Source organism: Rhizobium ruizarguesonis, from assembly GCF_017357285.1.
In the GTDB taxonomy this organism is placed as follows: domain Bacteria; phylum Pseudomonadota; class Alphaproteobacteria; order Rhizobiales; family Rhizobiaceae; genus Rhizobium; species Rhizobium ruizarguesonis.
Genome location: NZ_CP071679.1, coordinates 1 through 19376, shown reverse-complemented (window position 1 = coordinate 19376; position 19376 = coordinate 1). Strand labels below are relative to the sequence as shown.

At 59.9% G+C, this 19376-nt stretch carries 18 protein-coding genes; 6 read left to right on the top strand and 12 right to left on the bottom strand.

Annotated elements, in window-relative coordinates; all coding sequences use genetic code 11:
* Positions 1 to 3 precede the first annotated feature (3 nt).
* A complete protein-coding gene (locus J3P73_RS24630; RefSeq protein ID WP_018073131.1) occupies positions 4 to 804 on the bottom strand; it encodes a beta/alpha barrel domain-containing protein in 801 nt (266 codons plus the stop codon).
* A gap of 245 nt (positions 805 to 1049) precedes the next feature.
* On the opposite strand from J3P73_RS24630, the gene J3P73_RS24625 reads away from it, so the two are divergent.
* A complete protein-coding gene (locus tag J3P73_RS24625) occupies positions 1050 to 1811 on the top strand; it encodes a DeoR/GlpR family DNA-binding transcription regulator (protein ID WP_024319763.1) in 762 nt (253 codons plus the stop codon).
* A gap of 92 nt (positions 1812 to 1903) precedes the next feature.
* Here J3P73_RS24625 and J3P73_RS24620 read toward each other — a convergent pair whose 3' ends face one another.
* Positions 1904 to 2722 carry a sugar phosphate isomerase/epimerase family protein gene (locus J3P73_RS24620; RefSeq protein WP_024319762.1) on the bottom strand — a complete coding sequence of 273 codons (819 nt, stop codon included), beginning with the start codon at positions 2720 to 2722 and terminating at the stop codon, positions 1904 to 1906.
* A 285-nt stretch (positions 2723 to 3007) separates the two neighbouring features.
* Between J3P73_RS24620 and J3P73_RS24615 the strand changes: the two genes are divergently transcribed.
* Positions 3008 to 4156, top strand: a complete 1149-nt coding sequence (locus J3P73_RS24615) for a Gfo/Idh/MocA family protein (RefSeq protein WP_130665745.1) — start codon at positions 3008 to 3010, stop codon at positions 4154 to 4156.
* Positions 4153 to 5088 carry an alpha/beta hydrolase gene (locus tag J3P73_RS24610; RefSeq protein ID WP_130663301.1) on the top strand — a complete coding sequence of 312 codons (936 nt, stop codon included), beginning with the start codon at positions 4153 to 4155 and terminating at the stop codon, positions 5086 to 5088. Before J3P73_RS24615 ends, J3P73_RS24610 begins: the two co-directional genes overlap by 4 nt.
* Positions 5089 to 5106: 18 nt before the next feature.
* Here the strand turns inward: J3P73_RS24610 and J3P73_RS24605 are convergent, their stop codons facing one another.
* Positions 5107 to 6141, bottom strand: a complete 1035-nt coding sequence (locus J3P73_RS24605) for a LacI family DNA-binding transcriptional regulator (RefSeq protein WP_130682891.1) — start codon at positions 6139 to 6141, stop codon at positions 5107 to 5109.
* 578 nt (positions 6142 to 6719) lie between these two features.
* On the opposite strand from J3P73_RS24605, the gene J3P73_RS24600 reads away from it, so the two are divergent.
* From J3P73_RS24600 to J3P73_RS24590, 3 genes are all read left to right on the top strand, one after another.
* Complete coding sequence (locus J3P73_RS24600; protein ID WP_024319758.1) at positions 6720 to 7967, top strand: ABC transporter substrate-binding protein; 1248 nt, start codon at positions 6720 to 6722, stop codon at positions 7965 to 7967.
* Between the two features lie 88 nt (positions 7968 to 8055).
* Complete coding sequence (locus J3P73_RS24595) at positions 8056 to 8994, top strand: carbohydrate ABC transporter permease (RefSeq protein WP_018073124.1); 939 nt, start codon at positions 8056 to 8058, stop codon at positions 8992 to 8994.
* Positions 8995 to 8999: 5 nt separating this feature from the next.
* A complete protein-coding gene (locus J3P73_RS24590; RefSeq protein ID WP_018480632.1) occupies positions 9000 to 9845 on the top strand; it encodes a carbohydrate ABC transporter permease in 846 nt (281 codons plus the stop codon).
* 78 nt (positions 9846 to 9923) lie between these two features.
* Here the strand turns inward: J3P73_RS24590 and J3P73_RS24585 are convergent, their stop codons facing one another.
* From J3P73_RS24585 to repA, 9 genes are all read right to left on the bottom strand, one after another.
* Positions 9924 to 10880 (bottom strand): sugar kinase, encoded by a 957-nt coding sequence (locus J3P73_RS24585; RefSeq protein ID WP_024319756.1) that lies wholly within the window; start codon positions 10878 to 10880, stop codon positions 9924 to 9926.
* Between the two features lie 18 nt (positions 10881 to 10898).
* Positions 10899 to 11714, bottom strand: a complete 816-nt coding sequence (locus J3P73_RS24580) for a carbohydrate ABC transporter permease (protein ID WP_003550140.1) — start codon at positions 11712 to 11714, stop codon at positions 10899 to 10901.
* Positions 11714 to 12652 carry a carbohydrate ABC transporter permease gene (locus J3P73_RS24575; RefSeq protein ID WP_018480642.1) on the bottom strand — a complete coding sequence of 313 codons (939 nt, stop codon included), beginning with the start codon at positions 12650 to 12652 and terminating at the stop codon, positions 11714 to 11716. The genes J3P73_RS24580 and J3P73_RS24575 overlap by 1 nt, the downstream gene beginning before the upstream one ends.
* Positions 12652 to 13980 (bottom strand): ABC transporter substrate-binding protein, encoded by a 1329-nt coding sequence (locus J3P73_RS24570; protein ID WP_018480643.1) that lies wholly within the window; start codon positions 13978 to 13980, stop codon positions 12652 to 12654. Before J3P73_RS24570 ends, J3P73_RS24575 begins: the two co-directional genes overlap by 1 nt.
* A gap of 55 nt (positions 13981 to 14035) precedes the next feature.
* Positions 14036 to 14713, bottom strand: coding sequence for a GntR family transcriptional regulator (locus tag J3P73_RS24565; RefSeq protein WP_024319755.1), 678 nt, complete (start codon positions 14711 to 14713; stop codon positions 14036 to 14038).
* A 7-nt stretch (positions 14714 to 14720) separates the two neighbouring features.
* Positions 14721 to 15605, bottom strand: coding sequence for a dihydrodipicolinate synthase family protein (locus J3P73_RS24560; RefSeq protein ID WP_130663303.1), 885 nt, complete (start codon positions 15603 to 15605; stop codon positions 14721 to 14723).
* 113 nt (positions 15606 to 15718) lie between these two features.
* Positions 15719 to 17023 carry a plasmid replication protein RepC gene (repC, locus tag J3P73_RS24555; protein ID WP_130682893.1) on the bottom strand — a complete coding sequence of 435 codons (1305 nt, stop codon included), beginning with the start codon at positions 17021 to 17023 and terminating at the stop codon, positions 15719 to 15721.
* Between the two features lie 154 nt (positions 17024 to 17177).
* Entirely contained in the window at positions 17178 to 18179 is a 1002-nt protein-coding gene (repB, locus tag J3P73_RS24550) for a plasmid partitioning protein RepB (protein ID WP_130663305.1), read from the bottom strand.
* A 3-nt stretch (positions 18180 to 18182) separates the two neighbouring features.
* Positions 18183 to 19376, bottom strand: a complete 1194-nt coding sequence (repA, locus tag J3P73_RS24545; RefSeq protein ID WP_003550127.1) for a plasmid partitioning protein RepA — start codon at positions 19374 to 19376, stop codon at positions 18183 to 18185.

Below are 19376 nucleotides of genomic sequence, written 5' to 3'. Positions count from 1 at the left end.
GTCTCAAGCACCGGCCGCCGCCAGCGCATCCTCCGGCGCCATCCCCTTGTGAATGACGAATTTGAAGGCGCGCGCGGCCATGGTCGTATCGCCGTGACCCCAGAGGTTGCGTCCGACGACCGCGCCTTTGGCCCCAGCGCGCAATGCTTCCGACGTCTGGACGAGCGCCCCGAGCAGCGTATCGGTCTTCGGGCCGCCGGCGATCACGACCGGAACCGGGCAGGTCGCAACGGTCTCGCGGAAGGATTCGAAATCGCCGGTATAGCCCACCTTGATCACGTCGACGCCAGCCTCGAAGCCGATGCGCACCGCATAGGCAATCTCATCCGGGGTGAATACGATCTTGCCGCCGTCGGAGAAATCACGGGGATAGACATGGGCGACGACCGGCATCTCGAAGCGGGCGGCGGCGTTGACCGTATCGGTGAGCCAGCGGATGTACTCTCCTTCGGTGGCGCCGCGCACGGGAATGGCAACAGCCAGAGCGTCCGCACCATAACGCACCGCGTCCTCCGGGGTCGCGATGAGCTGACGAATACGGTCGTCGGCGGTGAAGCAACCGCCCTGTATGACGAGCGCTGCCTTTCCGGCATATTCCGACCACAGGTGGCGCGCCGCGCCAGGCTGGATACTGATGTAGTCGGGCCCTCCCGCCATGACGCGTCTGAGCGCACCCGGCAGGTCGGCAAGCCCGCCCTCACGCACATTGCCATAACCGACAAAATGATCGACGGCGCCTCCGAACAGATGACCCGATGGGTTCGAGAACAGGCGTGCGAGGCGGACTTTGGTTCCGAGACCCATGGCGATACTTCCTTTGTGATTGCCGGCTTTGCGATTGCTGGCGCCGATGCTGAGGAAACCCTAACTCGAAAACAAACAAATATTCAATATTTCGATTTCTTTCGTTTTTACATCAATGATGAATTTTTGACGTGCATTTTCGTCATCATGCGGCTATTTTTGTAGCACGAGCCGTAGGATAAGGCGGCGAACTTTCGTTTTTCAAAAGTCATATGGTCGCAAAGGGCGGCAGGTCGGGATCACATATGCTTGCAGAACAAAGGCGGCAGCAGATCATGCTGGAACTTCAACGGGTCGGTCAGGCCCGCACCCGCCAGCTCGCGGAATTCTTCGAAGTCTCGGAAGTGACGATCCGCTCCGATCTCGAAATCATGGACGCGAAGAAGCAACTGATCAAAACGCATGGCGGGGCAATTGCCCTGCCGTCCGACTCGCCCGCGGCGGCCTTCGAGGAACGCATGCAACGCAATTTCGATGCAAAGCGACGCATCGCCCAGATGGCTGCGCGACAGATCATCGACAATCAGTCGATCGTCTTCGACAGCGGTTCGACGCTGCTGCAGGTGGCCATGCAGATGCCCCCGGTCAGCAACGTCGTGGTTGCGACAACGGCAATGAACATCGCCCAGCATCTGATGTACCGGCCGGGACTCGACGTGCACATGATCGGCGGCCGCGTGTTTCCCAGCACCGTGAGCACCATCGTATCGGACTCCGACAAGGCGGTCGGCGGCCTCGTCGCCCACCAGGCCTTTGTCAGCGCCCACGCGATCGATCAGGCCTTCGACGTCGTCGATGTCTCCGAGGACATTGCGCGGACAAAGCGCAACCTGGTTCGCATGGCCCGGCGTGTCGTCCTCGTGGCGGATTCGAGCAAATTTGACATCGGCGCCTCCTCCAAAGCCTTCTCGCTATCGCGCGTCGATCTGATCATCACGGACAGCAACATGCCGCACAGCATTCGCCACCGGCTGGACAAGCTGGGCGTGGAGGTTCGCTACGCGTGACCTGCAGTCCACCTGTCCATTTCAGAAGAGAACCGGGAGAGACTTTGGCGCGGGCCGAAGGCCCCGGCCGATGCCGGGGAAAACGAGATGGGCTAAAATCCCAGACGTCGAAGCGTCTCACGGTTCGCGCGAACGGCGGCGGCAGGATCGGTTCCGGCATGGTCGGATTCTTCTTCCACCACGATCCAGCCGATAAAGTTCGGCGCATCCCGAACGGCCGAAATGACGGCAGGCACGTCGCAGACGCCTTCGCCCAGCATCGCCCAGATCCCGCCGGCGTCGACATCCTTAAGATGCACGTAACGGATACGGTCCCGGTGGGCCGCCAGCGTGTCGCCGATCTGCTGGCCGCCACGCAGGATATGGCCGGTATCCGGCACCCAACCCACTCCTGGATCCAAGAGAGCAAACAGGCGATCATAGTCGTTCCGGGTGAAGAGCAGCGTATTGTGATGCGAGGAAGGATGGACAGCTACAGTGACCCCAGCCGACTGTCCGATCTCGGTCGCACGATTGTAGCACTCGGCCGCAATCGCGAATTTCTCATCGCGCGGACCATCCGAGACGACCGTCGCCGATCCCATCGATACCATCGCACCGGGAAAGTTCACGGCGAAATCGACCCATCGCCGCGCAGTGTCGAGATCGGAGGCAATCTTTTCCGGCACCGTGAAGCCGCTGGCGGAGCCGAAAGCAAAGGAGACCAGCGCCAAACCGGCATCCGTCAGTGTGCGGGCAAAGTCGGCAGGCTTGAGCGCGTAGTGACCAATCATCGTATCGGTGATTTCGATACCGGCATATCCACCGTCGGCGACGGCGCGCACCAGATCGTCCGGACCGCCGTTCCAATCCGTACCCAGCATCTCCCAGGTGAATGTTTGGCAGCCGATCCGCAGCTCAGCATTTTTCATATCTCGGTCCTGACCTATTCGTTGATGACAGCCGATACCGAAGCCGGCGGCTTCCCCGCGCGAGCAATCCTCGGGGGCTTCGCCGGCCTTGCCGAAAACCCCTTCCGCCGGGAGAGGCGGCCGAAGACCGGAACGGCGGGCTCTTCAGCAAGGATTGCGACGCCAGCGTCTTGCCATTACGTACGGTCAAATGTTACCGTGCGTCAATATATTTTATTCCTTGCGATTAAATTGTAACGCGCCCCTCAATCCTTCGCACTCGCAATCGCAAAATCAGGTTCTTCGATGACACAGACCAATGGTATGAAACTCAGGATCGGCGTGGTGGGATGCGGCAACATTTCGCTCGCCTATATGCGCAACGCGCCGCTGTTTTGCGGCGTCGAAATCATCGCCTGCGCAGACCTCAACGCAGACGCCGCCACGCGCCGCGCGGCCGAGTTCAATTTGCGCGCCGCTGACGTCGATAGCCTCATCGACGACAAGAACATCGACCTCATCCTCAATCTGACGATCCCGGCTGCACATTTTGACGTTTCGATGCGGGCGCTGTCGGCAGGCAAGCATGTCTTCACTGAGAAGCCGCTCGGCGTCACGGCCGCAGAAGGACGCCGGTTGGTGGATGCCGCCGCCTTAAAGGGCCTCATGCTCGGCTCGGCGCCAGACACGTTCCTCGGGGCGGCAGGACGCCATGCCCGGCGGCGAATGGAAGCCGGCGCCATCGGCAAGCCGGTGACCGGGACAGCCTTCATGATGGGACGCGGCATGGAGCACTGGCATCCGGATCCCAGCTTTTATTATCAGGCCGGCGCAGGCCCGGTCATGGATATGGGGCCTTACTATCTGACGATGATGGTCAATCTGATAGGGCCGATCCGCCGTGTGCAGGCCGTCGCCACAAGCGGGCAGGAAGAGCGGCTCATCACGGCGGAGGGACGGAAGCAGGGCACCACGTTCAAGGTTGGCACGCCGACCAGCGTGCTGTCGCTGCTGGAATTCGATTGCGGCGCTACGGTCACCTTCGGCACCTCCTGGGACGTCTTCCGCCATTCCAACCACCCCATCGAGCTCCACGGGACCGAAGGCTCGCTGCGCCTGCCCGACCCCGACAATTTCGGCGGCTCCGTCGCGCTGTCCAGCCGTGGCGCGCCCTGGCAGGAAACGGATACATCAGGCGACCTCTTCGGCGCCGTCAACTGGCCGATCGCAGCGCCGGATCGTGCCAACTACCGCATGCTTGGCCTTGCCGATCTCGCGCGCGCAATCATCGAAGGCCGTGCGCCGCGTGCTTCGGGCGATCTCGCGCTGCATGTGCTCGAAGTCATGGAAGCGATCCTGCGTGCCGGTGAAACCGGTGTCGCGCAGACCATTGCGGGTATCGTCGCGCAGCCAAAAGAATTGCGGGAAGAAGAAGCGAGGAGTTTGCTGGCATGACGCAACTCGACGAATCCGCCAAACGCGCGCTTGCATGGCCTGGCGATCCACAAACGCCGGTCGAAAACTGCACGCCGGCGCTGGCGCGGCAGCAATATCTGGACAGTTTCGCAGACATCCAGCGGCCGCTCGAAGACGTGGCCGAGATCCTGGAAAGGCATGCGGGCGCCATCCGGTTGAAGATATGGCGCGGACGATCCGCGCCGCGCCAGGGCGCACCGGCCTTGCTTTATCTCCATGGCGGCGGTTTTGTGATCGGCGCGCCGGAAACCCATGAGGATATCTGCCGGACGCTTGCCAATATGGCAGGCGCCGTCGTCGTTTCGCCCGACTATCGCCTGGCCCCGGAACACCCCTTTCCGGCAGCGATTGACGATTGCGCCGCCACACTCGTCTCGATGACGGAGCAGGCGGATGCGCTCGGTATCGATCCCTTGCGAATTCTCGTCGCCGGCGATAGCGCCGGCGGCAATCTGGCCGCCGTCGTCGCCCTGCTGGCACGGGACGGACAGGTGCCGGCTGTCATCGGACAGGTGTTGATCTATCCGGTGACCGACCAATTGCAGGCAAGCGACAGCTACTTGCGTTATGCGGAGGGTTACGGCCTGACGGCCGCAGCGATGCAATGGTTCCGAGACCACTATCTGCCGGAAGCCGCGAGCAGGCCGGATTGGCGCGCCTCGCCGCTGCGCGTGGCGTCGCTAGCAGGCGTGGCGCCGGCCCTCGTGATCCTTGCCGGATACGACGTGCTGTTCGACGAAGGGGCCGCTTATGCCGAGCGGCTCAGCTTGGAAGCGCAGGCCACAAGCCGGACCTGGGCCGGACAGATCCACGGCTTCGTATCGAAGCGACGGGCCATTCCGGAGGCGCAAGAGGCCCTTGAAGCCATTGCTATGGCCTGGCGCACCATGGACCCTGGGCTTGCCCGTTGAAGCGCAACCGCGACTGACTCAAGCCGAGTCGCGCATAACAAGCGTCGCTTCGAGGATCACCCTGTTCGTCACAGGGGTCGTTCCATCATCCTCGCTTTCGATATGCGCCAGCAAAAGCTCCACGGATTTCGCGGCGATCTCCGGCGCGTTCTGGGCCATCGTCGTCAGCGACGGACAGGTATATCGGCTCAGCGGGTGATCGTCGTGCCCGGCGATACGCACGTCGCACGCGTCACTACGGCCGATTTTCAGTCCCGAAGCGAATGCGGCAGCCATCGCACCGAAAGCAAAGCGATCGTTGGCGCATAGCAGCGTTTTGCCGGGAAGACCGCCATTCGCAAGAATTCGCTGCATCTGCTCGTATCCGAGACGCTCGAATTCCCAAGAGGGTGGTGCGTCGCAATCGATGACCAACGGAGCATGCCCTTCCTTCGCCATGGTCGCGCGGTAGCTCTCCTGCCGCTCGCCGGCATTTTCGGTCAAATGCGGAATTTCCAGGAAGATCGGTGGCTCACCGGACCGGCAGAGATATTGCACAATGGCTGCCATGCTTTGCGCGTTGTCGTTGCCGACATAGGGAAGGTCGGCGCCGGCAGGGTTGTCGAAGCAGACGACGGGGATTGCGCCGCTTAGTCTTTCCAACGCGGAACGGCGAGAACCGGCCCCGAGCGGCGCCACGATCGCACCTGCGACCTTCAGCGACAGCAAGGTTCGCACGGCCTCCGCTTCGAGTTCCGGCCGCGTGTGGGACGAGATCTGGACAGGCCAGAATCCCTTTTCGCGCAACTCCAGCTCGATCAGCGACACGACCTGCACATAAAAGGGATCCGACATGGTCGGCACCAGAATGCCGATATTCCTGGTCCGCTTGCGATTAAGGTGCCGCGCGAAAAGGTTCGGCTCGAAATGCGACTTCTTGAGAGCCGCCTCGATACGCTTACGGGTCACCTCCTTGATCTGCGAGGGATCATCGAAATATTTCGACAAGGTCGGACGCGATACGCCGGCGGCGGTCGCGAAGTCGTCCATCGATTTATAATTCTTCTTGGCCATTCAATTCCTTACTGGCGGGATGACGACACTGATCGGGAATGATTTCGCACTCAACGGCAGATCCGCCGACGCGCCTAATCACGCATTCGGCAATTTGTACAGGTGATCTTCGTATCCTGAATCGTCGAAAATCAACGCGTAAGCCGGCGTGATCCGTCATTTTTGGTGCGGGGCCTGCCCTCCCTTTCGAAAATCGAAATATTCCCTTCAACTTGCGCCGTATGCGCCGTCTGCGCCGCGTGGTTGCAAAAGGCGCTTGTTTCAGCACCCCAAATTCCAAAATTTGCAGTGAAGAAGCCGAGTTCCACGCTTTTCATTTTGTTGGGTAAACTTTCATTTGTTTACGAAAGTAAAGAAAAAATGCGTCACAAGCAATACAAATGCTGCAGAAAAATACTGATGATGTCAATCAATTTTATTATTTTTTATCAATGATTTAACTCAACACGCTCCGTGAATGCCGGCCTGCCATCTTTTCCCGACCGCAGTTCTTCATTGACAGATAGGGGCTTCAGGGAACCTACTTTGCCTACGATCTTGAGGAGGATCGATTAACTGACAATCTTTGGGAGGCACAGATGAATATCAGAAAATTCGGCGTGACGATGCGGGCTGCCGTGGCGGTATGGGCGCTCTGCGCCACATCGGCGTTTGCCGACACCACCATCGAGTTCATTCAATGGTGGGAACCCGAAATGCCGTCTGGCGCCCTGCGCGGCATCATGAACGATTTCGAAGCCAAAAACCCCGGCATCAAGGTGACGCTGGTCAGCGGTCCCTATGCCACGACGCGTGACCAGATTGTCGTCGGCGCCGCCTCGGGAACGCTGAGCGACGTGGTGGGCCTCGATGGCGCCTGGGTAAACGGGCTTGCCAAGCAGGGTGCGATCGCCTCGATGGACGAGCTGATGGAGAAGGCGAAGTACGACAAGAGCCAGATCACCGATATCGTCAAGGTCGATGGCAAGAGCGTGATGTTCCCGCTGGCATCCTTCGTCTATCCCGTCTTCGTGAACCTGGATATCGCCAAGGCGTCCGGCGTCGACAAGCTGCCGACGACGCGCACGGAATTCGCTGAAGCCGCGAAGAAGATGACCGACGCCTCGAAAAACCAGTATGGCTGGGTTCTGCCGCTGTCGTTGCAGTCTCCGAGCGGTATCCAGAACGATGTGATGTCCTGGGTCTGGGCCTCCGGCGCCTCGATGATGAAGGACGGCAAGCCTGACCTCGAAAATGATGCCGTCGTCGGCACGCTCGACTATCTCTCCTCCCTCAACAAGGAAGGCGTGATTTCTCCCGGCATTTTCGCCAAGAAGGAACAGGACAAGGTCGAGGAATTCGTCAACGGCCGCGTCGGCATGATGGTCGATTCACTCGCGCATGTGAACCTCATCCGCGAGCGCAATCCGAAGCTCAAATTCGGCATCTCCGCCTTGCCGGCCACTGATGGCTACACCGGCAAGCGCGGCATGCCCTATGCCTCCTGGGGCATCGGCATCAGCGAGGGCAGCCAGCACAAGGAAGAAGCCTGGAAGCTGGTCGAATACCTGATGAGCCCTGACGTCAACGGCCGTCTGGTCTCGATTGCCAACGCCTTCCCCGGCAACGTCCATGCCAAGCCGGACTTCGTGGCCTCGGACCCGATCTTCGCGGAAGCTTTTAAAATCTTCCAGAGCGGCTATCCTGCGAACGAATTCGTCGGTCTTCCGGTTGCCGAAGAGCTGATGCGCGACATGAACGTCGAAGTTCAGAAGATGTTCGACGGCGGACAGTCGGCCAAGGATGCAGCTGCCAATACCGAGAAGGCTTGGCTCGCGAAGTTCTAAGCACGTCGCTTTCACGGATCACCGGCAGCGCGACCTGGCGCTGCCGGTGTAAGTCGTCAAATCTCGGCAGAACGGGAAGTCACAGCTCATGAATCATTCCGCTCCGGCTCTCGTCGCCGCGCACGCCAAGCCGCGAAGAAAAGCAAGACTTCGTTACAGCACCTTGAGGAAGCTGGTGCCGTATTTCTATGTTTCGCCGGCGACCCTGCTGCTTGTTCTGCTGATGCTGTTTCCCATGGTGATGGTCTTCAAATATTCATTGATGGACGGCGCCATCATGAAAAAGGACGCCGCGTTCGCAGGCGTGCAGAATTATCTGACCATCTTCGAGAATCCCGTCTTCTGGCAGTCGGTCGTACAGACGCTTTATTTTACGATCATGAGCGTCGTCTTCCACTTCATCATCGGCTTGGCATTCGCGCTGCTGTTGAACACCAACCGCGTCGATCCGCTCATTCGCAGCATCCTTCGTGTGCTGTTCATCCTGCCCTGGCTGTTCACGGCCGTCATCATCGCCATCATCTGGCGCCTGTTGCTCGACCCGAACGGCGTCGTCAACAGCGTGCTGATGGCGCTCCATATCATCAACTTCAAGGTCGAGTGGTTTTCGTCGACGCGCACCGCCATCCACGCTTTGACCTTCGCAAACATCTGGGCAGGCTATCCGCTCTACATGGTCAGCCTGCTCGCCGGCCTCCAGGGCATTTCGAAGGAGCTTTACGAGGCAGCCGGTATCGATGGCGCGAACGAACTCCAAAAGTTCTGGTACATCACCATTCCGCAGTTAATGCCGATCATCATCAGCATCGCGCTCCTCGATTTCATCTGGACGATGCAGGTCTTTCCGCTCGTCTGGATGACGACGGGCGGTGGTCCGATCTATTCGACGGAGGTGCTCTCCACCTTCACCTACAAGCTCGCCTTCTCCCAATATGAATTTTCACTGGCTTCGGCGAGCGCAATGATCATCCTGATCATTTCGATGAGCGTCACCTACTTCTACATCAAACACCAGCAGCGCAGGTGACCGCCATGGCAAAACGTTCCTTCAAGAACTCGGTCTTGCCGACCATCCTGACCTATCTCGGACTGGCGATCGGCCTGGTCTTTTCGGCCTTCCCGATCGTGTGGATGTTTTTCAGCTCGCTGAAATCGAATACCGAAATCTTCGCCCTTCCGCCGCGGCTTTTTCCGCAGGATTTCACGGTGGCCGCCTATCTGACGATCTTCAACGATCCGGTGAAAGTGCGGTTCTTCATCAACAGCTACTTCGTCGCCGGCGTCGTCACCGGCCTGACCCTCGTCGTCGCCATCGTGACCGCCTACGGATTCAGCCGCTATCAGTTCCGGTTCAAGAACACCTTGAACATCTTCATCATCAGCACGCAGACCGTTCCGCCGATCACCCTTCTCATCCCCTATTTCGGAATGGTGGTGGCCTTCAGGATCTTCGATACTTATCTGGCGCTGATCCTCACCTACATGGTCTTCACGCTGCCCTATGCCATCCTGCTGATGACAGGCTATCTCAACACCTTGCCGAAAGAGCTGGACGAGGCCGTCCTTGTCGACGGCGGCTCGAGCTGGACGGCGCTATGGCGCGTCATCGTTCCCGTCTCCATCCCGGGGATCGTCGCCACCGCGGTCTACACGTTTCTGCTAGCCTGGAACGAATTCCTCTTCGCGCTGACGCTGACGAAATCGATGAACCTCAGAACCGTTCCGATCGGTATCCAGCTTCTGATGGGCCAGCACGCCTTCGAATGGAACGAGATGATGGCGATGAGCGTGCTCGGTTCCCTTCCTCTTCTTGTCCTTTACCTGGTTGCTCAACGCTACTTCCTGGCCGGCATGACAGCCGGCTCGGTCAAAAGCTGATGGAGCGCTGATCCTAAACTGGCTTTGACAACGCATGCCGCAGGCAGATCGCTTCTCCGATACGCCTGCCCGCCACTACTACCGTCCAGCGCTCCAATCCCGGAGAGCATTGCGGACTTCGGCTCTTGTGGGGGCACCGATACGTCCGCCGAACACCTGGCATTTGAGTGCCGCCGCCATGGATGACAAGCGCATCGTCTCTTCGATCGGTAAGCCTTCCGCAGTGGCCAGCGCAAAAGCGCCATGGAAAATATCGCCGGCTGCGAGCGTGTCGACGGTCCTCACCTTCGGAGCCGCAAGATGGACAATTTCGCCGGTTCGGTCGTCGAACCAGAAGCAGCCGTTTTCGCCGGCCGTGACGCTGATGAAGGCATGCTCGAACTTTCGCTTGAGAAGGCCGACGACCTTCACCAGCTCGGCCGTTCCGGCAAGCCGCTCGGCGGCCGGCTGCGAGAACACAATGTGGCTGGCCGCCGGTGCCAGCATCTCGATCACGCCATCGCCTGCGACGTCGCCATCGAGAATGGCCGGCTTTCCCGCCTCTCGGGCGGCCAATAGCGTCCGCAATGCAAGCTTCGGCCACCGCACGTCGACCAGCACCGCATCGAAAGCAGAAACATCCTGTTGCGTGACCGGCTTGACCGTTTCGTGCAAGCCCGCATCGTAGAAAGGCACGATCAAGCGCTCGCCCTGATCATCGACAAGGATCGTCGAGACGGCCGAGCGGGCGGCTTCGACGCGCACCACGCCGCTCGTGTCTATGCCGCTATTGCTGAGGTCGGCAATGATGCGTTCGCCGGTGTCGTCATTGCCGACCGCACCCCAGAGGCTGGCATGGCCGCCCAGTCGGGTGACCGCAAAGGCGGCACTCGATGCCATGCCCTCGGCGATCTGCAGCATATCATAGGGCAGAATTTTGCCCTGGCCGGTGGGTAACGAGCGCACGCGAAACAGTGTGTCCATAACCGCAGCGCCGACACACAAGACGCGGCGCGCCTGACCGGGAGGCTGTTCGAAGGCAGCAGAAGTCGTCAAAACCGTTGTCTCACCAGCTCACTTGACGGCTCCGGCCGTCAGGCCCGCCACGATCTGCCGTTGCGCAAACACCGTCAATATCAGCACAGGCAAGGTGACGATCAACGCCGCCGCCGCCAACGGACCCCAACTGACCTGCTCGAACGAGAGCATGTTGTAGACCGCGACAGGAAGCGTGCGCGTCTCGCGGCTGGCAAGCACGATGCCGAAGACGAAGTTGTTCCACGAGAAGATGACCGACAGTATGAAGGCAACGACGATGCCCGGCCTTGCGATCGGCAAGGCGACCAGGCGGAAAACCTGCCAGGGTGTTGCGCCGTCGATGCTTGCAGCCTCCTCCAGCTCCATCGGCGTCGTCTCGAAATAACCGATCATGATCCATACGACGATCGGTACAGTGACGACGAGGTGGATGATGATCTGCGGCATGAGCGTGCCGAGCAGGTTCAGCCACTGGAACAGCAGGAAGAGCGGGATCAGGAATGAAAGGCCCGGCGTCATGCGCGCAATCATGATGACCATGGCAGACTTCTCGGCTTTCAGGCGCGCGATGCCATATCCGGCCGGCACGCCGATCAGCAGCGCCAGAAGCGTGGCCGCACCCGTCACCAGCACCGAATTCCAGAGATAGAGGAAGAAGTTGTTCTCTTCGAAGACCTTCAGATAGTTCGACCAGGCCAAGCGCTCCGGAATGAAGATCGGCGGATAGGCGCCGTTGTCGATCTCATATTTCAGCGACAGCGAGATCATCCAGAGGAAGAACAGGACGACGGGCGAGATCATCACCAGGGCAACAAACAGCAGTCCGATGCGATCGAGCGTCTTGCGCTTCATCAGCGTGCCTCCCCGTCGGACCAGTTCACGCGCTGCCGGAGCATCATAAGGACGAAGGAGAGCAGGACGATGAGGATGAAGAAGACAACCGCCATGGCCGAGCCATAGCCGATATCGTAATAGGCGAAAGCGGTGTTGTAGAGATAGATGTTGATCGTCTCCGACGCCGTGCCGGGACCGCCTTGGGTCATGGCATAGATGATGTCGAAACTTTTCACCGCATCGATGCTGCGGATAATCACGGCAATCATCAGGAACGGCGCGATCATCGGCAGCGTCAGATAGCGGAATTTCTGCCAGACATTGGCTCCGTCGATTTCAGCACTTTCATAGGGCTCGCGCGGAACCGCCGCCAGACCGCCGAGCACGATCAGCATGATAAGCGGCGTCCACTGCCAGGTCTCGACCAGCACCAGCGACGGGATGACGCTGCTCTGATTATAGATCCACTCCTGCGGGCCGATGCCGACGAAGGAGAGGAGATAGTTGAGGACGCCGAGCTGCGGATGGAACATCATCGTCCAGACGAGCGCGATGGCGACGGGTGTGGCCATCATCGGCATCACGAATATGCCGCGTATAAGACCGCGCAGCGGAAATTGAGCATCAAAGATCAGCGCCGCGAGCGTCCCCAGAAAAAGGGGAACCACTACGGAGAGCGTCGTATAGAGCACAGTGTGCCACAGCGACTCCCAAAAACGCATGTCGGTGGCGAGGCGCGCGTAGTTGTCCAGCCCCGCAAAGACCTGCGATTGGCCGAGCGTCCAGCTGTTGACGCTCATCCAGACCGTAAACACCCACGGAAAGACGATGACGGCAGCTATGACGATGAGCGCCGGGATGACGAAGGGCCAGTAGTTAGGAGCAAACCGATCCGGTTTGCTCCTTCCTTTCGACGTCTTGGCCACGGCGGCCGTTTCGATACTTGTCGAGGCCATTATCCCTCGCTTTTTGCCAGGACGGGTTCGAACTGTGCCGTCGCTGCCTTCAGTTCGGTTTCGGGATCGGCGCCGCCGATCATGTTGGTGAGACCGACGCCATAAACGTCGCGGAACTCGGTGACCGGAATAATGACCGGCAGCGCGAGCTGCGAGATCTTGCCGGAACCGACGACGGCATCAAGCCATGCGCCCGGCATTTTGACGCCTTCGCGGACCTTCGCGTCCTCGAGGACGGACTGGCGGAAAGGAACCCCGGCGCCAGCCTGCAGCAGACGTGCGCCCATTTCATGCGAAATCGCCCATTGGCAGAAGAGATACCCGGCTTCTTTTTTCTGGCTTGCCGCGACGACGCCAAGCCCGTCGCCGAAGGTGCCTGCGGCCTGTGCCTTCGGACCTTTCGGCATGATGCCGTAACCGACCTGGCCGACGACGCGCGATTTTTCCGGATTCTCGATCGGCGGCGCAAAACCAACGCCGTCCAGCCACATGCCGATCTTGCCCTGCAGGAAGGCCGACTGCGCCTCGGCCCAGTTGAAGCCGGAAACGCCGGGAGGGGCTGTCTTGGTCATCAGTCTTTGATAAAGCTTGGCCGCATCGATCGCTTCTTGCGACGTCGTGCGCAGCTTGCCATCGGGGCCGAGCGGGCTCGAACCATATCCGAGCAGCAGCGACGTCCAGACCGGCGTATTGGCATTCTTCAGGCCGCGGGCGACGAAGCCGTAGGTGTTGCTCGAAGGATCGGTGAGCGCCTCCGCAGCACTGGCGAGTTCTTCGAACGTCGTCGGGTAGGCAAGCCCCTTCTTCTCGAAGAGCGCCTTGTTCCAATAGATGATCCAGTAATCGACCGAGAATGGAAGCGAACGCAGAACGCCGTCCGGATCTTTGGCAAAAGTCAGGCCGGCTTCGGCGAAGTCGGTTTCTACCAGAGACGGGTCGGTCAGAGAGGGGTCCTTGAGAAAACCGCCGATATCGGCAAGCCAGCCGCCCTTTTCGAACTGCCGCTTTTGGACATGATAGCTCATGTGCACGACGTCGAAGCTCGGCTTGCCGGAGCTCAGCTCGATGGTCGTCTTCTGTCGCTGCTGTTGTTCGGGCGTCGCTTCGGCATTGACCTTGATGCCGGTGAGCTCCTCGAATTCGGACAGGTACTTCAGCAGTATTTCGCTGCGCGGGCTCTTGACCAGGTTGACTTCGAGCGTCGTGCCGGCAAAGCGCTTCCAATCGACGGCAGCCGACGCCAACCGCACGCCGAGCATGCTGCTGGCGCCAAAAGCGGCCGTACCCGCCAGAAAGCCGCGCCTCGTCGGATTCAAAAACGATGACATGTGGTACCTCCTCCTTTTGCCGGCGATCTCCTCACCCCCGGCTGTTTATTTCCGATTATATCCTCAGCGCACGATCTCTTGCGTGATTGATGTGTGCGACAAGGCTGTTGACGGCGTCCTCCGCCGATCGTCTTTCGATCGCCTCGAGCACTTTCAGATGCTCGCCCATGACAGGTCCGACGTGACCATCGATGCGAAAACGATCCTGACTGATCAGGCGCATCTTGATCGAGTTCACCCGGTAGGCATTCGAGATGATGGTATTTCCAAGGGCATCGATAAAGGCGTCGTGCATGCCCCAATCGACAGCTTGCGCGTGCACTTCCAATTCGTGCGATCCATCGCCGTTTCGAATGGCGTCGGCGATATCCCGATGCTGCTTCAGGAGCCCGGCGATCGTCTCGTCAGACGCAGAGCGGGTGAAAAGCGCGACTGCTTCCTTCTCCAGGAAGACGCGCAGCTGGAACGCCTCGCGAATGAGGTTCAGGTCGATATGAGCAATCTGCAAACCCCGCTGGGGGACCGTCTTGATCAGCCCTTCGGCTTCGAGCCGCGGGATGAGTTCGCGGATGGCGCCGAGCGTCAGCCCCGTCAGCTCGACGAGGCGGCGCTGCGAAACGAACTGGCCGGGGCGCACGTCACGCGCAAGAAGGTGGCGTGTGAAGCTCTCATACGCCTTTTCCCGCAGTGTCGGCTGCTCGTCCGTTCCGTCCATCACCTCTCCCAGAAACATGTCCGACCTATGCCGCTTTCGAGCGGAAAAGAGTGTCGAACGCAAGAGCGAGTTGCGCCTGCCCATCGCCGGATATTGAAACGAGTGGTGGGCGAACCGCAAGCCAGATTTCATCCGACGTCAAGTGAGCCACCATGGCCTTCACGGCAGCGGTCACCGGAAATTTCAGCAGTTCGTCCACGAAATCCTCGATGCGGGAATCGTCCTTGCCTTCCTCTGCCATCAGCTTGACTTCATGGGGTACGAAATTCGCCATGCCGGAGATTGCACCCTGGCCGCCAAGCCGCACGCCCTTCGCCAGATGACGTTCGTCCCCCACCAGGATGACAAGATCGCCATGCGCCTTCAACAGCGCTTCCGTGAACGGCCAGTCGCCGGAAGAATCCTTGACGCCCGTGACGATATTGGGAAAGGCGGTCCGCAGTCGGCCGATCAGCGATACGCTCAGCGGGACCATGGTGACCGAGGGGATGTTGTAGACGATAATGTCTCGCGCCTTGTCGCCCAGGATGGCGAAAACAGCCGAAAACCACTGGAAGACGCCGTCGTCACTGACGTTTTTGAAGTAGCAAGGGGGAGCAAGAAGGATATTGCGGGCTCCCTCGGAAAGCGCATGCCCGGCCTGCATCGCAGCATCCTCGGCCGCGTCGACCAGTACGCCGACGATGATTTGCTTTGCTGCTATCCCATTATCAAGCATGGAAGTGAGGACACGTTCACGTTCCTGGGTTCCTATGGAAGAACCTTCACCCGTCGTCCCGAACAGCGTCACGCTCGAACATCCGGCAGCGAGGCTTCGCCGTGCCTGCTCGATCATCGCCTCGATCATGATATCGCCATGGCTGTCGAATGGTGTGGCGAGAGCGACTGAGAGCCCGAATTTTTGTGTCAAATATGCCTCCTCCCAATTACCGGCTCAGATGTAGCAGACTAACATGTTAGATGTAAAGCGTTGATTGCACACCGCCTCGTTACACGATTGTCGCGGCCGTGGCTTCCCTCCGGTCAACTGGCATGCCTTGCTGTTGGCCCATTCGCCCGCACGAGCGCCATCAGCATCGGGCCGATCGCAAACTCACCCCTCTCGGTCCTTCGGGTCAGATCTCTGAGATAGCCGCCGGGCGAGTTGATGTGCCCTCCCCTTTCCAGAATGCAGGCAATCACGGTGGCGGCATTTTCCGGCCCCATGCCGGAGCAGGCTTCCTCATAGGCCGAGGGACTGACGCCGAGCATCGAGCGCACGACGACAGCGGCCGACATCAGATCTCGCCAGTTGCCGATGCTTCCGCCGGGCCCGTAGTCGAGAATACCGGGGCAGGCCTGGAGGACGAGGCCGAGCGGGAAGGATTTCAGGCTATGCCCGGCTCCTGGATCGGCGGCACCCCCCGCCTTGTTGCTCATCCCGCCGGAAGGCTTCGGTTGTTTCAGTCTTTGCTCGTCCGGCGATCCGGCATTCGGTTCAAGATCGGCAACTGCCCGTTCGCCCTGCTTCGTTTCGAAGCTTGGTTCAAGTTCATAGGTGGATTTGGGATTTGAATTCTGTTTGTGCTGCTCATTCTGAGACTCATTGGCGTCTATTTTTTGTGTTTTTATCTGCCTTTCCAGCAAGTTGACGACTTCAGCCCGCAGCAATCCCATCTCATCGACCAGCGGAGCCAATTCTTCTGCGGTCGCCACGCGCGGAATCCGGGCGAGGAGCGTTCGAAACATCACTGAAATGCCTTCCCAATCACCGGAGACCTCTTCTTCGAGGGCCGTCGCAATCAGCTTGGAGATGTCGCGCCGGCAGATGGTCAACCGTTCCCTGATCGCGCGCAGCAGTTCCCGGTCGGCAACCGCCTGGGCGGCCAGGTTTTCGATTTCGACTGCACGCGCCAGAAGCGGTGCCACGCTGAACCCGAAGGCCTCGCCGACGGTCCCTGCCCTGTCGCGGCGCGCATAGCGCTTTCCGTTCGGGCTGTCCTTGCGCAGGATCAGGCCGGCCTCGACCAGAACCCCAAGATGCCGCCTGAGGGTCGCCGGCGTCATGCCGCGGGCGCGCAGCGAAAGTTGCGCATTCGACGGGAAGACAATCAGGCCCTTCTCCTCGGAAATCTCGTCGTCTGGGTAGAAGGTCAGAAGCGCGTCGAGCACCGTCAGCGCCCGATCGGTGACGCCAAGCGCCGGCCGCGCCTCACAGATCGCCCTGAACAGCTTCCACTTGCTGCGCTTCATCCCCGGCTCGATGGTCTCGGCCAGTTGCTGGCTTGCCAGCATGCCAAGTGACATCGGCCGCCGCCCAAAGGGCGTCGTCACATATCCACTCTCCATTTGCCTTCACCTTCGTTCAGGCAAAAGAAAACCATCCACCAATTTGGTGCCTAAGACGCTTGACTGTGATTCGGGGAAATGCGATTCTCGATGTGCTTAAGATCTGAGAAGGGCTTCCACGACGGCGTCGTTGGGGGCCTTTTTCTTTTGCGCGCTACGCTCCTCTGTCCTTATTGAACTCCTGGAACAGGCCCTTCAGCCTTTCCTGGACGAATTGATCGAAACCGGGTGCGGTCTTGCCGTCGAAAACGAAGGTTGCACCGGACGCTGTCTTTTTGATCATGACAGGCACCCCATTAACCTGGGTTTTGGCCACCGCTGGCTTCGGCGCAGCCGTCTTCTTCGTTGCCAGAATGAGTGCCCGCTGAAACCGCTCGTCGCTCGAAATTTTGCGCGCGTCGTCCGCGGACAACTCCACGATGATCTTCTCGACGTCGGCTTTCTCAAGCCGCTCGCCCAATTCCAACCATCGCCGGCGGCCGATATCGGGCGCGGCGCCGATGGCGTTGACGAGCGTAAGGGGGACCTGTCGGATGACGATCAGCATTCTCGACAGCGCCGCCTTATCCACGCCGAGAGCCGCCATAATGACATCGCGGCCAAAGCTGCGTTCCTCAAGCCTCGATGCAAAGAGCGCGCGTTCGATGTAGGAGAGATTGGTTCGAGCACTGTTTTCCTGTCCCTGGCTGACGACCAGCTGACCGTCGGTGAGATCACGGACGACCGCGCGCACCCTGATGCCGATTTCTCGGGCGGCAGCCAGGCGTCGATGGCCGTAGGCGACCTGATAGCGTCCCCTGGTTTCGGGATGCGGGCGGACAAGGATCGGAACCTGCTGGCCATGCTCGCGGATCTGCTCGACAAGCTGCGCAAGTTCGGCCGCGTCGATCGCCAATCGATCGCTGACGAAGGAAGCATCGATCAGTCCGGGATCGAGTTCGACGATGGTCTGGCCGGCAGCGAGCTGCCGTTCCAGCTCACTTGCCCGCTCCATCTTCTCGGTAATGTTGCCGAGCGTCTTGGTAATGCCGCCGACCGGCGCCGCACTGCGCTCCTGCGGCACGAATCCCGCGATCGGACGATTGTCGCGCGGTGCGACTGCGTCCATCCTTTCCGGGTTCGGAGCGGAAATTTCGATGAGGTTCTTGCGCGCCATCTGTTATTTCCTTCCCCAGGTCGAGCGAATATGCGCCTCGATCTCGCCGTTCACGAGGTTGAGGGACTCCAGAGCCCGATCGTAGGTTCCGCGTGTGAACTGCGATCGCTCGACCTCGTAGAGTGTCTGCTTGGTGACGCCGGCGTCGGCGACCGCCGTCGACTTCACCATGGCGTTGTGGAGCATTCGATTGCCAAAGATCGCCCGCATGAAGCCGGTCATCTGGCTTTGCGGTCCGTCGTTCGGCTCGAACCGCGTCACGAGATAGCGCATCCAGTCATAGCTGGTACGCCCTCCGGCCTTTTCGACGACCGACATCAACTCACTTGTCATCGTCAGAAACTGCGACATCGACATGACATCCAGCATCTGCGGGTGGACCGTGATCAAGACCGAAGTGGCCGCGCAGAGCGCCGACATCGTCAGGAACCCCAGCTGCGGCGGGCAGTCGATGACCACAACGTCGTAAAGGCTTTCGATCTCCGTCAGGACTTCGCCAATGCGGGCAAAGAACATCGTCTCCGCCGTACCCGACGCCATCGCCTTCGGCGTCTCGTGCTCGAATTCCATCAGCTCGAGATTGCCCGGAATGAGATGCAGATTGGGCGTGTAGGTAGCGCGCACGATGTCGGCGATGGGGCGCGGCTCCTCGTATCGGATCGCACCGTAGATCGTTTCGCCCTCTCCGACGTCGAACTCCGGCTGATGACCGAACAAGGCGGACAAGGAAGCCTGCGGATCGAGGTCGACGGCGAGCACGCGGTAGCCCCTGAGCGCCATGAACTGCGCCAGATGGGCCGCAGTGGTGGTCTTGCCCGAGCCACCCTTGAAATTCATGACGGAGATGATCTGGAGCTTTTCCCCCGGCCGGCGGGCCGGCACATATTTCGGCGTTCCGTTTCGCTCGTCGAGGACCCGGCGAATCCGGTCCATGTCCGTTGCACTGTAAAGCCGCCGTCCGTTTGCGAGCGGATCGGGCCCATGGCCGTCGGCGGCTACCTGGCGGAGATAACCTTCGCCGATGCCGATAAAGGCCGCAGCTTCCGCCGGCGAAAATGTTCTGATGGTCTTTTGCGAGAGCGGGGGAAAGATTTTTGCCTGATGCTGCTGAAGTTGATAGGATAACTCCTTCGCATCTGTTGCCAGAAGCGATGGGAGGTGCTCTTGATCGTCTTGAAGAGCAAGACTCGGCTGCAT

Excerpts from the sequence above, each read along its gene's own strand:
- J3P73_RS24580 (WP_003550140.1), bottom strand. The coding sequence starts at position 11,714 with ATGAAGCGCAAGACGCTCGATCGCATCGGACTGCTGTTTGTTGCCCTG.
- repA (WP_003550127.1), bottom strand. The coding sequence starts at position 19,376 with ATGCAGCCGAGTCTTGCTCTTCAAGACGATCAAGAGCACCTCCCATCG.
- repC (WP_130682893.1), bottom strand. The coding sequence starts at position 17,023 with ATGGAGAGTGGATATGTGACGACGCCCTTTGGGCGGCGGCCGATGTCA.
- J3P73_RS24590 (WP_018480632.1), top strand. The coding sequence starts at position 9,000 with ATGGCAAAACGTTCCTTCAAGAACTCGGTCTTGCCGACCATCCTGACC.
- J3P73_RS24625 (WP_024319763.1), top strand. The coding sequence starts at position 1,050 with ATGCTTGCAGAACAAAGGCGGCAGCAGATCATGCTGGAACTTCAACGG.
- J3P73_RS24575 (WP_018480642.1), bottom strand. The coding sequence starts at position 12,652 with ATGGCCTCGACAAGTATCGAAACGGCCGCCGTGGCCAAGACGTCGAAA.
- J3P73_RS24570 (WP_018480643.1), bottom strand. The coding sequence starts at position 13,980 with ATGTCATCGTTTTTGAATCCGACGAGGCGCGGCTTTCTGGCGGGTACG.
- J3P73_RS24630 (WP_018073131.1), bottom strand. The coding sequence starts at position 804 with ATGGGTCTCGGAACCAAAGTCCGCCTCGCACGCCTGTTCTCGAACCCA.
- J3P73_RS24565 (WP_024319755.1), bottom strand. The coding sequence starts at position 14,713 with ATGTTTCTGGGAGAGGTGATGGACGGAACGGACGAGCAGCCGACACTG.
- J3P73_RS24610 (WP_130663301.1), top strand. The coding sequence starts at position 4,153 with ATGACGCAACTCGACGAATCCGCCAAACGCGCGCTTGCATGGCCTGGC.
- J3P73_RS24620 (WP_024319762.1), bottom strand. The coding sequence starts at position 2,722 with ATGAAAAATGCTGAGCTGCGGATCGGCTGCCAAACATTCACCTGGGAG.
- J3P73_RS24595 (WP_018073124.1), top strand. The coding sequence starts at position 8,056 with ATGAATCATTCCGCTCCGGCTCTCGTCGCCGCGCACGCCAAGCCGCGA.
- J3P73_RS24600 (WP_024319758.1), top strand. The coding sequence starts at position 6,720 with ATGAATATCAGAAAATTCGGCGTGACGATGCGGGCTGCCGTGGCGGTA.
- J3P73_RS24605 (WP_130682891.1), bottom strand. The coding sequence starts at position 6,141 with ATGGCCAAGAAGAATTATAAATCGATGGACGACTTCGCGACCGCCGCC.
- J3P73_RS24615 (WP_130665745.1), top strand. The coding sequence starts at position 3,008 with ATGACACAGACCAATGGTATGAAACTCAGGATCGGCGTGGTGGGATGC.
- repB (WP_130663305.1), bottom strand. The coding sequence starts at position 18,179 with ATGGCGCGCAAGAACCTCATCGAAATTTCCGCTCCGAACCCGGAAAGG.